General features: G+C 67.6%; 8 protein-coding genes and 2 pseudogenes. All 10 read left to right on the top strand.

All coding sequences use genetic code 11. The features are described from left to right. Positions 1-67: 67 nt before the first annotated feature. A pseudogene (gene smc / locus GTV32_RS06285) lies at positions 68-3,669 on the top strand (chromosome segregation protein SMC). 75 nt (positions 3,670-3,744) lie between these two features. Further along, the gene (ftsY, locus tag GTV32_RS06280; RefSeq protein ID WP_161059398.1) at positions 3,745-5,295 is read left to right on the top strand and encodes a signal recognition particle-docking protein FtsY; all 1,551 of its coding nucleotides are present in this window, start codon (positions 3,745-3,747) and stop codon (positions 5,293-5,295) included. 229 nt (positions 5,296-5,524) lie between these two features. Next, the gene (locus GTV32_RS06275) at positions 5,525-6,868 is read left to right on the top strand and encodes an ammonium transporter (RefSeq protein ID WP_161059397.1); all 1,344 of its coding nucleotides are present in this window, start codon (positions 5,525-5,527) and stop codon (positions 6,866-6,868) included. 49 nt (positions 6,869-6,917) lie between these two features. Continuing rightward, positions 6,918-7,256 carry a P-II family nitrogen regulator gene (locus GTV32_RS06270; protein WP_005176661.1) on the top strand — a complete coding sequence of 113 codons (339 nt, stop codon included), beginning with the start codon at positions 6,918-6,920 and terminating at the stop codon, positions 7,254-7,256. A 9-nt stretch (positions 7,257-7,265) separates the two neighbouring features. Then, positions 7,266-9,905, top strand: a complete 2,640-nt coding sequence (locus GTV32_RS06265) for a [protein-PII] uridylyltransferase (RefSeq protein ID WP_161059396.1) — start codon at positions 7,266-7,268, stop codon at positions 9,903-9,905. Positions 9,906-10,010: 105 nt separating this feature from the next. Continuing rightward, positions 10,011-11,579: a signal recognition particle protein gene (ffh, locus tag GTV32_RS06260; protein ID WP_161059395.1), complete on the top strand. Its 1,569-nt coding sequence runs from the start codon at positions 10,011-10,013 to the stop codon at positions 11,577-11,579. A 5-nt stretch (positions 11,580-11,584) separates the two neighbouring features. Further along, the gene (locus GTV32_RS06255; RefSeq protein WP_343287228.1) at positions 11,585-12,694 is read left to right on the top strand and encodes an amidohydrolase family protein; all 1,110 of its coding nucleotides are present in this window, start codon (positions 11,585-11,587) and stop codon (positions 12,692-12,694) included. A gap of 473 nt (positions 12,695-13,167) precedes the next feature. Beyond that, positions 13,168-13,626, top strand: a complete 459-nt coding sequence (gene rpsP, locus GTV32_RS06250) for a 30S ribosomal protein S16 (protein WP_161059394.1) — start codon at positions 13,168-13,170, stop codon at positions 13,624-13,626. Continuing rightward, positions 13,623-13,865: an RNA-binding protein gene (locus tag GTV32_RS06245; protein ID WP_124706967.1), complete on the top strand. Its 243-nt coding sequence runs from the start codon at positions 13,623-13,625 to the stop codon at positions 13,863-13,865. The genes rpsP and GTV32_RS06245 overlap by 4 nt, the downstream gene beginning before the upstream one ends. A gap of 17 nt (positions 13,866-13,882) precedes the next feature. Then, positions 13,883-14,373, top strand: a pseudogene (gene rimM / locus GTV32_RS06240) (ribosome maturation factor RimM); the annotation flags it as partial. Positions 14,374-14,395: the final 22 nt, after the last annotated feature.

The following is a 14,395-nucleotide window of genomic DNA, read 5'->3' as shown; positions in this document are numbered from 1 at the left end:
GAAGGGACGTGCGCCCTGCCGCGTGGTGACGGTGATCAGGCCACGATGGTGAGTATTCTGTACCGTCGTGCACCTCAAAAGCCTCACCCTGAAGGGCTTCAAGTCGTTTGCGTCCTCGACGACGCTGCGATTCGAGCCCGGGATCACCTGCGTGGTGGGGCCGAACGGGTCGGGTAAGTCCAACGTCGTCGACGCGCTGACCTGGGTCATGGGTGAGCAGGGAGCCAAGGCGCTGCGCGGCGGCAAGATGGAGGATGTCATCTTCGCGGGCACCTCCGGACGGCCGCCCCTCGGCCGCGCCGAGGTGACCCTGACCATCGACAACTCCGACGGCGCGTTGCCCATCGAGTACTCCGAGGTCTCGATCACGCGACGGATGTTCCGCGACGGGGCCGGCGAGTACGAGATCAACGGGAACTCCTGCCGGTTGATGGACGTGCAGGAGTTGTTGAGCGATTCGGGTATCGGCCGGGAGATGCACGTCATCGTCGGACAAGGCAGGCTGGCCGCCATTCTCGAGTCGCGGCCCGAGGACCGGCGGGCGTTCATCGAGGAGGCCGCGGGTGTCCTCAAACACCGCAAGCGCAAAGAGAAGGCGGTCCGCAAGCTCGACGGCATGCAGGCCAACCTGGCACGGCTGACCGATCTCACCGCGGAACTCCGCCGTCAGCTCAAACCACTGGGACGTCAGGCGGAGGTGGCGCGCCGGGCACAGACCGTGCAGGCGGACCTTCGCGACGCGCGGCTGCGGCTGGCGGCCGACGACCTGGTGACCCGACGTTCCGAGATGGCTGAGCACACGGCGGTCGAGGACGAGGTCCGTCATCAGCAGGACGAGGTGACCGCCGCCCTCGACCACGTGACGGCCGAACTCGCCGAGCACGAACGCCACCTCGCGGAGGTCGCACCTGCCGCGAGTGCCGCCGCCCAGACCTGGTTCCGGCTCTCCGCGTTGGCCGAGAGGGTGGACGCGACGTGCCGGGTGGCAGCCGAGCGCACTCGTCATCTGAGCGAGCCGTCCAATCCGCCGGGTGGGCCCGATCCCGACGAACTCGAGCGCGAGGCCGAAGAGGCCGCGCTGACCGAAGCCGAACTCGACGGCACCGTGGAGGCCGCCGCGGAGTATCTGGATGCCGCGAAGGAAGAGCTGTCCCGATGTGAGCAGGTGGCCGCCGAGGCCGAACGTGCTCACATGGCGGCCGTACGGGCCATCGCCGACCGACGCGAGGGACTCGCGCGACTCGAGGGACAGGTTGCCAACCTACGGACCAAGTCCGAGTCGGTCGATGCGGAGACCGCGCGACTGACCGCTGCGATCGCGGCGGCCAACGAGCGCGCCGAGGCGGCCCAGGCCCAGCAGGACTCGATGGCCGAGACCCTCAGCGCATACGAGGCCGCCGAACACGGACTCGACGAGCACCACGAACGTTCCGTGACGGCGCTGAACCAGGCGAACGAGCGGGTGGCGTCGCTGCAGGCCGGCCAACGTGAGACCGAGCAACGGATCGCGTCGCTGTCGGCCCGGATCGAGGCACTCGAGGTAGGACTCGAACGCAACGACGGTGGTGCCTGGCTGCTCGACAATGCCCCCGACGGGCTGGTCGGGCCGATGTCGGAACTGCTCACCGTCGACACCGGTTATGAGACCGCGATCGCCGGCGCGCTCGGGCCGTCCGTCGACGCGATCGCGACCGTGGACGCCATCGCCGCGGTCCGAGCGCTCACCGCGCTGAAGTCGGGCGACGGCGGCCGAGCCGCGCTGATCCTGGGCGGACTGCCCGAAGCGGCGGCTCGCTCGGACATCGACCTACCCGACGGCGCGCGTTGGGCGTCGTCGGTCGTGACGTGCCGCCCGTCCATCCGCGGTGCAGTCGACCACGTGCTGGCCGACACCGTACTGGTGGACACCGCCGAGCAGGGCCTCGACATCGCGCAGCGGCACCGCGTACGGACCGTCACGCTCGACGGTGACCGCATCGGGCCGGGATCCATCGAGGGCGGGTCATCACATCGCCCGTCGTCGCTCGAAGTGCAGTCGGCCATCGATGCGGCGACATCCGAGCTGTCGGCGGCCCGACACCGGCTCGAGGAGATCGAGGCCGCCCTCGACGGAGCGATGGCCGAGCAGGTGGACAGACGCGAATCCGCCGAAGAGGCGTTGGCCGCTTTGCACGAGTCCGACGCCAACGTCGGGGGGCCTATGAGCAGATGGCGCGCCTGGGCCACGAGATCCGCGTGGCGCGCTCGGAGAGCGATCGTCTGACCCGCCAGCGGGGCAAGGCCGAAGAGGGCCGCGCCGAGTCGCTGACCACCCTGCATGAGCTCGAAGAGCGATTGCGTTATGCCCGTGACGAATCCGACGACGCCCCGGCCCACGCCGGCGACGACACGCCCCGCACCGCGGCGGCGGAAGCGGTGACCGCGGCACGGTCGGCGGAGATGGAGGCGCGGCTGCAGTTGCGCACGGCCGAAGAGCGACTCGCCTCGGTGCGCGGGCGAGCGGATTCCCTGCGCCGCGCCGCGCAACGCGAACGCGAGGCGCGACTGCGTGCCGAGCGCCAGGATCTGGCGCGGCGTCGCGCGGCGGCGGTCGCCTCAGCTGTCGTCGAAGCCGGAGCCGAGGTCTCCCAACGGCTTTCGGCCGCCGTGCAGAATGCGCAGGCGGGGCGGGACCAACTCGAACAAGTACGCGTGGAGCGGACCGCGGCTGTCGACGAACTCAAGAACAAGACCGCGGAGCTCACGGCGACGCTCAACGCCCTGCGCGACACCGTGCACCGCGACGAGCTGGCCAAGGCGCAGGCCGCCCTCCGGATCGAGCAACTCGAGGAACAGATCCTGGACTCGTATGCCATCGCACCCGACGACCTCGTCGCCGAGTACGGTCCCGAGGTGCCGATGCCTCCGTCGGCCCTCGAGATGCAGGAGTACGAGCAGGCCAAAGCACGTGGGGAGCCCGTGGTCGCGCCGGCGCCACTGCCGTTCGACCGTTCGACCCAGGAGAAGCGGGCCAAGCAGGCACAGAAGGACCTCAACACACTGGGCAAGGTCAATCCGCTCGCGCTCGAGGAGTTCGCGGCGCTCGAGGAGCGCTACAACTTCCTGTCGGCTCAGCTCGAGGACGTCAAGGCCGCCCGGCGGGACCTGCTGTCTGTGGTCGAAGAGGTCGACGCTCGCATCCTGCAGGTCTTCACCGAGGCGTACGCCGACGTCGAACGGGAGTTCGCCCAGGTCTTCACGACACTGTTCCCCGGCGGCGAGGGACGCCTCGTGCTCACCGAACCGGGTGACATGCTCACCACGGGGATCGAGGTCGAGGCCCGTCCGCCGGGAAAGAAGGTCAAGCGTCTGTCGCTGCTGTCCGGTGGCGAGAAATCATTGACCGCGGTCGCGATGCTGGTGGCGATCTTCCGGGCCCGGCCGTCGCCGTTCTATGTGATGGACGAGGTCGAGGCCGCGCTCGACGACACCAATCTGCGCAGGCTGATCTCGCTGTTCGAGCAGTTGCGCGAGCGGTCGCAGCTGATCGTGATCACACACCAGAAACCGACCATGCAGGTTGCCGATGCCCTCTACGGCGTGAGTATGCGCGGGGACGGCATCACAACGGTGATCTCACAGCGACTGCGCGGTGTCGACATGCCGGTCACGAACACCGACGCGACCTGACGGCGGCCCACCGCCACATGCGACCCTGATCGGGTCAGCTCGTTCGTACGAATCAATCGACAGGGGTCTACCGGAGTGAACACCGCAGTCATCATCGGCATCGTTGTCGCCGTCATCGTGCTCATCGCGCTGATCGTTGTCGGCGTGATGCTGTCGCGGCGGCGGCGCATCTCGCTGTCCGACGATTCGGCGACGCAGGGTCCGATCGACGGCACGACGAGGCAGGTCGACAGATCCGGCGGATATCAGGCCGGGTCGGGGTTCAACTTCAGCCAGGGCGGAGGCGGTGTCGGTCTCGCCGAACCGCCGGAGCCGGTGGTGCGCCCGGGTGGGGAACGCACCGAGGTCGACGGCCAGCCCGGTGTCGGCGACGACGCGTCGGTGCCCCGCGACTCCGCGCAGCGAGGGATTCGGGAGGTCGCGCTGCCCGATGTCGATGCCGATGCCGCCGAGCCTGCCGATGCCGCCGAGCCTGCCGATGCCGCCGCGCCTGCCGATGCCGCCGCGCCTGCCGATGCCGATGTCGCCGCGCCGTCCGAAACGCAGACCCTTCCCGACGACGCCGTCGTGGCGCCGCCCGAGCCTGCCGAGGTCGTGGAAGCGCCGACGGCTGAGCCCGAGGAGCCGGCCACCGGGATCGTGGAGCCGGCGCCTGCCGATGAGAAGCCGGCGGGCCTCGCGGCTCCCGCCCCCGAGCTCGACGAGATCGCTCCGACGGCGGGGCGGCTCGGCCGTCTCCGTGGACGGCTCTCGCGTTCGCAGGGCGCGATCGGCAAGAGCATGCTCGGACTGCTGGGCGCCGGCGATCTCGACGAGGAGAGCTGGGAGGACATCGAGGACACTCTGCTGATGGCGGATCTCGGCACGGCGTCCACGATGGCCGTGGTGGAGCGTCTGCGGACCGAACTCGCCACATCGAGCGTACGTAGCGCCGACGAGGCGCGTGCCCTGCTGAAGCGGGTGCTGGTCGAGCAGTTGCGTCCCGAGTTCGACCGTTCGGTCCGAGCCCTCCCGCACGCCGGCCGCCCCGCGGTTGTGCTGGTGGTCGGCGTCAACGGAACAGGGAAGACCACGACCACCGGCAAGCTGGCCCGGGTGTTGGTGGCCGACGGGCGACGTGTGTTGCTGGGTGCCGCCGACACCTTCCGTGCGGCCGCCGCGGACCAGTTGCAGACGTGGGGGGAACGAGTCGGCGCTGAGGTGGTCCGCGGCAGAGAACAGGCGGACCCGGCGTCGGTGGCATTCGACGCGGTCGTGAAGGGTATCGATCACGGCGCGGATGTGGTGATGATCGACACGGCGGGTCGACTGCACACCAAGACGGGACTCATGGACGAGCTCGGCAAGGTCAAGCGCGTCGTCGAGAAGAAGGCACCGGTCGACGAGGTCCTGCTCGTCCTCGACGCCACGGTGGGTCAGAACGGACTCACGCAGGCGCGGGTGTTCGCCGAGGTCGTCGACATCACGGGCGTGGTCCTGACAAAGCTGGACGGCACCGCCAAGGGCGGCATCGTGTTCCATGTGCAGGAAGAACTCGGCGTACCGGTGAAACTCGTCGGTCTGGGCGAGGGCGCAGACGACCTGGCGCCGTTCGAACCGGAGGCATTCGTCGACGCGTTGCTCTAGAAGATTCACTGCCGTGAAAGCACCGTTATCGGAACGTGAATTCGCGGCCGCCGATACTTCGACGCGTCTGAGAACACGCTGAGGCACGACCTGCGCTGTTACCCGTAGGAAATATAAACCGGCGAGTGGTTCACATTCTCGAAACGCCAGAGCACCACGGATGAAACCGACTGCCGACAGTCTCTTTGCAGGCGCCGAGCCGTCGGCGCACTCTAGGGAGGTTTCTACAGTGGTTTTGGCGCTGCCAGACGATGCTTTCGCAGTACCAGATGCCGGCAACACAGCGTGGTTGCTCATCAGCGCGTCTTTGGTGCTGCTGATGACACCGGGACTCGCCTTCTTCTACGGGGGGTTGGCACGGGGTAAGTCGGTTCTGAACATGATGATGATGTCCTTCGGCTCGATCGCGACCGTCAGTGTCGTGTACGTGCTGTGGGGCTTCTCGATGGCCTTCGGGAACGGCATCACCGGAGAGGACGACATCTGGGGCGTCTTCTCGAACCCGTTCGCGCTCTTCGGGTCCAACCAGTTGATGGAGACCAAGGAGGTGACCCAGGGCGGGGAGGCGGTCGAGCAGGTCGTCACCGGCGGGCTCACGATCCCGTCGACGGTGTTCCTCGCGTTCCAGCTCACCTTCGCCGTCATCACGGTTGCGCTGATCTCCGGCGCCCTGGCCGAGCGGGTGAAGTTCTCGACCTGGCTGGTGTTCTCCGTGCTCTGGGCCACCATCGTGTATTTCCCGCTGTCGCACATGGTCTGGGGCGGCGGAATCATGTCGGGTGCCGAGAACGGTTTCGCCTCTTGGATGTTCGGCAGCACCGACGGGGCCGCCAACGTCGCACCGATCGACTTCGCCGGCGGCACCGTGGTCCACATCAACGCAGGTATGGCCGCGTTGGTCCTCGCGCTCGTGGTCGGTTCCCGCGCAGGCTTCGGCAAGACGGCCTATCGCCCGCACAACATCCCGTTCGTGATGCTCGGCGCCGCGCTGCTGTGGTTCGGTTGGTTCGGCTTCAACGCCGGCTCCGAGCTGGCCGCCGACATGGTCGCGGGCAAGGTGTGGATCAACACCACCGCCGCCACCGCGGCCGCGATGATCGGCTGGCTGGCCGTGGAGTGGGTGCGCGACCGTCATCCGACGAGCGTCGGTGCCGCATCGGGCATCGTCGCCGGTCTGGTCGCGATCACTCCCGCCTGTGGTGCTCTCACCCCGGTCGGCTCGCTGATCCTCGGTGTGGTGGCCGGTGTGCTCTCGGCCCTGGCGATCAGCATGAAGAACAAGTTCGGATACGACGATTCGCTCGACGTCGTCGGCGTCCACCTGGTCTCAGGCCTGTGGGGCACGGTCGCGATCGGCTTGCTCGCCGAGGAGACCGGCCTGTTCTACGGCCATGACTACAAGCAGCTCGTCGTGCAGGTCGTCATCGCGCTTTTCGCCCTGGTGTTCACCGGTGTTCTCACGGCGATCATCGCGCTGGTCCTCAAGCCGCTCGGCTGGAAGGTCAGCCAGGAAGACGAGCACAACGGCATCGACGAGGCAGAACACGCGGAGACGGCATATGAACTCGCATGAATCCGTGCACTTTCGCTACTACGCTGATTCTTGTGGAGAGGGATAACTCATGAAGCTGATCACCGCAATCGTGAAACCGTTCACGCTTGAGGACGTCAAAGCAGGTTTGGAGCAGGCCGGAATCCTGGGTATGACCGTCAGTGAGGTCCAGGGTTACGGGAGGCAGAAGGGCCACACCGAGGTGTACCGCGGTGCCGAGTACTCGGTCGACTTCGTACCGAAGGTCCGCGTCGAGGTCGTCGTCGACGACGCGGCGGTGGACAAGGTCGTCGACGTCATCGTGGAGGCCGCACGCACCGGCAAGATCGGTGACGGAAAGGTATGGGTGTCGCCGGTCGAGTCGGTCGTTCGCGTCCGTACCGGTGAGCGCGGCGCCGACGCGCTGTAGACCGCGCCGATGCCCTTTCTCAACCCATCTCACGGCCCCGCGTCCGATGATTCGGACGCGGGGCCGCGTCCTGCACGTCCGATTCCTGAGACACCAGTTGCCGCAACCGATCTCGCCGCGACGCGTCGTCAGCTTCTGGAATCGGGCAAGAGCGGGAAACTCGATGCCGCGGGTCTTCGGCAGGTACTCGTCGACCTCCACGAATTCTGGCTGACCTCAAAGGGAGTGGAACTCGGGATCCGTCCCGACAGCGGCTATTCGATCATCGCGGTCGGCGGACTCGGGCGTGGCGAACTGTTGCCGTTCTCCGACCTCGATCTGATCCTGTTACACGACGATCGGCCACCGGACGAGGTGGCCGAGGTGGCCGACGGTCTGTGGTATCCGTTGTGGGACGCCAACATTCCGCTCGATCACAGCGTGCGTACGGTGCCACAGGCGCTCCAGGTCGCCACCGAGGACGTCAGCGCCGCGCTGGGATTGCTGGAGGCTCGGCACATCGTGGGCGACGAAGATCTGTCGACCTTGTTGATCGGTGGCATCCGTCAGCAGTGGCGCACCGACATCCGCGATCGTTTCCCGGCGGTCGTCGCGCATGCCCAGGACCGCTGGCGTCGCGCAGGCGACATCGCGCATCGAGCCGAGCCGGACCTCAAGAACGGACGTGGCGGCCTGCGCGACGTGCAGCTGCTCGGTGCTCTCGCGATCGCGCAACTCACCGACGGGATGGCGAGTCTGCGGCCGGATTCTCCGGGTGCCGGGCCGCAGGTCGCCTACGGTCGACTGCTCGACATCCGGACCGAATTGCATCGGATCGCGGGCCGGCCGCGGGAGCAGGTCCGCGCGCAGGACGCCGACGAGATCGGCGCTGCGCTGCGGATCGGCGACCGGTTCGACCTTGCGCGGGTCATCAGCGATTCGGCTCGCACCATCAGTTACTCCATCGATGTCGGACTCCGGACCGCGGGCAACGCGTTGCCGCGACGCGGGCTCGCCAAACTGCGCCGATCGCCGATCCGCCGGCCGCTGGACGAGGGCGTGGTGGAGCACAACGGCGAGATCGTGTTGGCGCGCAACGCGATTCCCAGCAAAGATCCGGGGCTCATCCTGCGCGTGGCGTCGGCGTCGGCGCGCACCGGTTTGCCGATCAGCGCGTCGACCCTCAGCCGTCTTGCCGATTACGCCCCCGAACTGCGTGAGCCGTGGCCCGCCGAGGCGCTCAGCGACCTGCTCGTGCTGCTGGGGTCGGGACATCACATGGTGGACCCCATCGAGGCCCTCGATCGGACCGGACTGTGGGGCCGGCTGTTGCCCGAGTGGGGCGCGGTTCGCGACCTACCGCCCCGCGATGCCATCCACACGTGGACCGTCGACCGCCATCTGGTGGAGACGGCGGCACACGCAGGCTCGATGACGACGCGGGTGTCGCGGCCGGACCTGTTGATACTCGGCGCGCTGATCCACGATCTGGGCAAGGGGCGTGGTGCCGACCACAGCATCGTCGGTGCCGAGCTGGCGGTGCAGGTGGGCAACCGGTTCGGGTTGTGGCCCCAGGACGTGACGTTGCTCTCCGAGATGGTCCGGCACCATCTTCTCCTGCCCAGTGTGGCCACTCGGCGGGATCTCGACGATCCGGCCACCGCACAATCGGTGGTCGACACGCTCGGCCACAATCGGGTCCTGCTCGAGTTGTTGGCGACGCTGGCCGAGGCGGATTCCCTTGCGACCGGTCCCGGCGTGTGGGGTGAGTGGAAGGCCTCGTTGATCAACGACCTGGTTCGGCGGTCGCTGCGGCTCATCGACGGGGACGAACCCGTCCGCCCGGAAACCTTGTCGCCGGACCAGATCGCACTGGCCGAGGCCGGTGGGTTCTCCGTGAGCATGTCGCCCGCCGACGGCCCGCACACCTTCCGGGTGACGATGGTCGCGCCGGACCAGCCCGGCCTGCTGTCCAAGATGGCGGGCGTGCTGGCCCTCAACGGGCTGCGCTCGCACTCCGCGACGGTGCAGAGCCACCGGGGCAGCGCGGTGAACGCGTTCGTCGTGGTCCCTGTCTTCGGAAGTCCGCCAGAGGCCGGTCTGATGCGCCAGCAGTTGATGGCGGCGGTCGACGGCAAGACCGATGTGCTGGCCCGACTCGACGCACGGGAGGCCGAATCGCCGATCCCGACCATCGGGTCGGTGTCCGCGACGCCAGGGGTCTCGGCGGGTACGGGCGCATCGGCAGGCAGCACCGATCCCGCGGTGGACGGTGCCGGGCACCCGAAGACCGCGGTGCCCGCCCTGTTCGCGGTCGCGCCGCCCCGGATCATCTGGATCGACCTCGCCGCCGACGATTCGTCCGCCGAGGCCGCTGGTGTCCTGATGGAGTTGCGGACAGATGACCGGATCGGGCTGTTGAGCCGGGTCAGCGCGGTGATCGAACGACATGGTGCGCAGGTGCGGTGGGCCAAGGTCGCGACCTTGGGCAGCACGGTCGTCGACACGTTCTGTCTGCGTCTCGACGACGACGGTGAGGCAGCCAGGACCCTCTTGGCCGACGACGTCATCGCGGTGTGTCCACCCCCGCAGCCACGGGCCGAGGGCGACGACGGGAATGGTCCGCAGAACCATGGCGGGACCTCGCGGTCGGGCGTGCCGATCAGCTGACGGGCACCCGTCGGAGGGTGCGTCGACCCTCGCCACCACGCCTCGGTGATCCACTCCGACACCGGAGGTGATCGCGCCGGGGCACGAGCATGGAAGACTGGAGGCATGTTCGATTCGCTTTCCGATCGGTTGGCCGATGCCCTGAAGGATCTCCGCGGCAAGGGCCGGTTGTCCGATGCCGACATCGACCGCACCTGTCGGGAGATACGGCTGGCGCTGCTCGAGGCCGACGTCTCCCTGCCCGTGGTCCGTGGCTTCATCGCAAAGGTCAAGGAGCGTGCCAAGGGAGCCGAGGTCTCCGGCGCGCTGAATCCGGCCCAACAGGTCGTCAAGATCGTCAACGACGAGCTCGTCGGCATCCTCGGTGGCGAGACGCGGCGGATCACCTTTGCGAAGAACCCGCCGACGGTGATCATGCTGGCCGGCCTGCAGGGTGCCGGTAAGACCACCCTGGCGGGAAAGCTCGGTCACTGGCTGAAAAAACAGGGCCATACGCCGCTGCTCGTGGCGTGTGACCTGCAGCGGCCCGGCGCGGTCTCACAGCTGCAGATCGTCGGTGAGCGTGCCGACGTCAAGGTCTTCGCGCCGCATCCGGGGACCAGCATCGGCGGGGAGGGGCAGCTCGGCGTCACCGCCGGCGACCCGGTGTCGGTGGCCCGAGCCGGTGTGGCAGAGGCGACCGCCCAGCATCACGACGTCGTGGTGATCGACACCGCGGGTCGTCTGGGCATCGACCAGGAACTCATGAAGCAGGCATCGGACATCCGCGATGCGACCGATCCGGATGAGGTCCTGTTCGTCGTCGACGCGATGATCGGTCAGGATGCGGTGTCCACCGCCGAGGCGTTCCAGGATGGCGTCGGGTTCACCGGTGTCGTCCTGACCAAGCTCGACGGCGATGCCCGTGGCGGTGCCGCGCTCTCGGTCCGCGAGGTCACCGGTCGGCCGATCATGTTCGCGTCGTCGGGCGAGAAACTCGACGACTTCGATGTCTTCCATCCGGACCGGATGGCCAGCCGGATTCTCGGCATGGGTGATGTGCTGTCGCTCATCGAGCAGGCCGAACAGCATTGGGATACCCAGCAGGCCGAGGCCGCGGCTGCCAAGATCACGCAGGGGGAGCTGACCCTCGAGGACTTCCTCGAGCAGATGCTGATGATCCGCAAGATGGGGCCGATCGGCAACATCCTGGGCATGTTGCCCGGCGCAGGTCAGATGAAGGACGCGTTGTCGCAGGTCGACGACAAACAACTGGATCGGGTGCAGGCGATCATCCGCGGTATGACACCAGCCGAGCGCGACAACCCGAAGATCATCAACGCGTCGCGCCGACTACGCATCGCCAACGGATCGGGTGTCACGGTCAGCGAGGTCAATCAGCTCGTCGACCGGTTCTATGACGCCCGCAAGATGATGTCCCAGATGTCGGGCCGGATGGGCATGGGCGGCGGCGGACGCAAGTCCAACCGCAAGAAGGGCAAGGGCAAGAAGGGCAAGAATCGCGGGCCCACGCCACCGAAGGCCGCGCGCGCCGGGTTCCCCGGCATGGGCGGCATGCCCGGGATGCCCGCCGGTTTCCCGGACCTGTCCAACATGCCCGCCGGTCTCGACGAGCTGCCGCCGGGACTCGAAGGACTCGATGTGAGCCAGTTCCAGCCGAAGAAGAAGAAGTAGCGGCGGTGGCCGGACCGATCGGGATCGGGTCGGCGCCCGCCGACGACGTGCGGCACTACCGTGGGCGCGACCCCTTCGGCGACGAACAGATCGACCTCTGGGTGGTGGGTGACACCATCACCCGCGAACCTGTCGCGTCGGCTCGTACCGTCGTCGATGACGGCTGGATCATCCCTGGTCTGGTGGATGCGCACAACCACGTAGGAATCGCACCGGGGCTCGGCGTCACCATCGACCGGGCACGCGACTACGCGAAGGCGGATGCGCGCGCGGGCACGCTGCTGATCCGAGAGGTGGGTTCGCCGCTGGACACCCATCCGCTCGACCACGATCCGTCGTGCCCGCGATTCATCCGCTCGGGCAAGCACATCGCACGACCCAAGCGCTATCTGCGCGATTACGGCGTCGATCTGGAGAACCCCGACGAACTCGCCGACGAGGTGACCAAACAGGCCCGTGACGGTGACGGCTGGGTGAAGATCGTCGGCGACTGGATCGACCGTGAGGTCGGGGATCTCGCGCCGCTGTGGACCCGGCGGCAGCTCGACGCCGCGGTGGCGGCTGCGCATGCGGGGGGAGCACGGATCACCGCCCATGTCTTCGGCGCCGACGCATTGCCCGACCTCATCGAAGCGGGCGTCGATTGCATCGAGCACGGCACCGGACTGACGACCGACCTCATGGACGCGATGGTCGAGCGGTCGATCTCGTTGGTGCCCACGTTGATCCAGGTGGAGAACTTCCCGGGTATCGCTGATGGCGCCGATCGGTTCCCGACCTACCAGGCGAACATGCGCAAGCTCCACCAGAACGCGGAGGCGGTGTTCGCCGCTGCCCGCGAGGCGGGTGTCTCGATGTTCGCCGGCACCGATGCGGGTGGTTTCGTCGAGCACGGCCGCATCGTCGACGAGATCGAGGCGATGGCCGCGGTCGGCTTCGGCGCGCTGGGGGCGTTGCGAGCAGCCAGCGTCGCGCCGCGGGAGTGGCTCGGCGCCGGGGTCCTCGGTGAGGGCGACCGCGCCGACTTCATCGTCCTCGACGACGACCCCCGCGAAGACCTGACGACGTTGCGTCGCCCCCGTGCGGTCGTTTGCTCCGGGCTAACCATCTCCTGATCTCGTCGGGCGCAAAACCGCAGTTCGCCACCCCGTGTGTGACCTGTTCGTGTGAGATACTCCACGTTCTTCGAGTTGGTACCGCTAACTTACCGGCTGGTAATGTGACGACCGCGTTGCACGGGTTCGCGGGCGTGAGGGACATCACCGGACATCACCCGGTGGCAGGTCAGGGGAGGGCCGCCGCCGGGATATCGGTGAGTCGGGGTCTTCGCGGTCGGCACGCGGCATGTGGTTACCTTCAGCGGGGTGGGTAACCACATGTCGAACCCCGTGCACCGGCCCCAGGCGGTCGGCGGCTGGGTTCGAATCGACGCGATTTTTGCTCCCGTGGTCCGGTCTGGCAGAATGGCACGCTGGTTCGTCGGAGCCGGTTACGTACCGACCGACGGTCACACCACAACAGATCGCAAAACCGGGTCCGTCACCGGACGGGCCGCTGAATTGCGCAGTGACCACTCGAGGAAAGAAACATGGCTGTCAAGATCAAGCTCACGCGTCTCGGCAAGATTCGCAACCCGCAGTACCGCATCGTCGTCGCAGATTCTCGGACCCGCCGCAACGGCCGGGTGATCGAGACCATCGGCAAGTACCACCCGAAGGAAGAGCCGAGCCTGATCGAGGTCGATTCCGACCGCGCACAGTACTGGCTGGGTGTCGGCGCACAGCCGACCGAGCCCGTGGCGGCGATCCTCAAGGTCACCGGCGACTGGCAGAAGCACAAGGGTCTCCCGGGCGCCGAGGGCACGCTGAAGACCAAGGAGCCGAAGCCGTCGAAGCTGGACCTCTTCAACGCCGCGTTGGCCGCCGCCGACAGCGGACCGGCTGCCGAGGCCACCACGCCGAAGAAGAAGGCTGCCAAGAAGGCCGACGAGGAGCCCGCTGCCGAGGCTGCCGCTTCGACCTCCGGTGACGACAAGGCCGACGCGTGACCGCAGTCGTCGCTGACGCGGTCGAGCATCTCGTCCGTGGCATCGTCGCCAACCCGGACGACGTCCGCGTGGAGATGATCACCGGTCGTCGCGGCCGCTTGGTCGAGGTGCACGTGAACCCAGAGGACCTGGGGAAGGTGATCGGCCGCAACGGCCGCACCGCGACCGCTCTGCGCACCCTCGTCACCGGCATCGGTGGCCGGGGCATGCGCGTCGACATCGTCGACACCGATCGCTGAGCGAGAACAACTCCGCGATGGATCTCGTGGTGGGCCGTGTGGCCAAGTCGCACGGTGTACGCGGTGAGGTGGTCGTCGACATCCGCACCGACGACCCGGAGTCGCGTTTCGCTCCCGGCACCCACCTGCGCGGTCGTCTGCCGCGCGGGGCGGGGAGAAGACATTCACGGTGACAGCCGCCCGGCACCATGCCGGGCGGCTGTTGCTGTCCCTGGCCGACGTCGCGGACCGGACGGCCGCCGACAACCTGCGCGGCACACTGTTTCTCATCGACAGTTCCGAGGTGGACTCCGGTGAGGATCCCGACGAATTCTACGATCACGAACTCGAGGGCTTACCGGTCGCGACTGTCGACGGGACCGAGGTCGGCGTGGTCAAGTCCGTGCTGCACCTGCCCGGCGGCGAGATCCTCGCCGTGACGACTCCGGCGGGCACCGAAGTGCTGGTTCCGTTCGTGCGCGAGATCGTGCCCACCGTGACGTCCGAGCTCATCGAGATCGATCCCCCGACGGCTTGTTGGATCCCGAGGC

This window comes from Gordonia sp. SID5947 (genome assembly GCF_009862785.1).
Taxonomy (GTDB): domain Bacteria; phylum Actinomycetota; class Actinomycetes; order Mycobacteriales; family Mycobacteriaceae; genus Gordonia.
Note: the sequence above shows the minus strand (reverse complement) of the source record. Positions and strands in the feature narration are given on the sequence as shown.

Coding starts and splice junctions, on each gene's coding strand:
- ffh (WP_161059395.1), top strand. CDS start 10,011: ATGTTCGATTCGCTTTCCGATCGGTTGGCCGATGCCCTGAAGGATCTC.
- rpsP (WP_161059394.1), top strand. CDS start 13,168: ATGGCTGTCAAGATCAAGCTCACGCGTCTCGGCAAGATTCGCAACCCG.
- GTV32_RS06270 (WP_005176661.1), top strand. CDS start 6,918: ATGAAGCTGATCACCGCAATCGTGAAACCGTTCACGCTTGAGGACGTC.
- GTV32_RS06265 (WP_161059396.1), top strand. CDS start 7,266: ATGCCCTTTCTCAACCCATCTCACGGCCCCGCGTCCGATGATTCGGAC.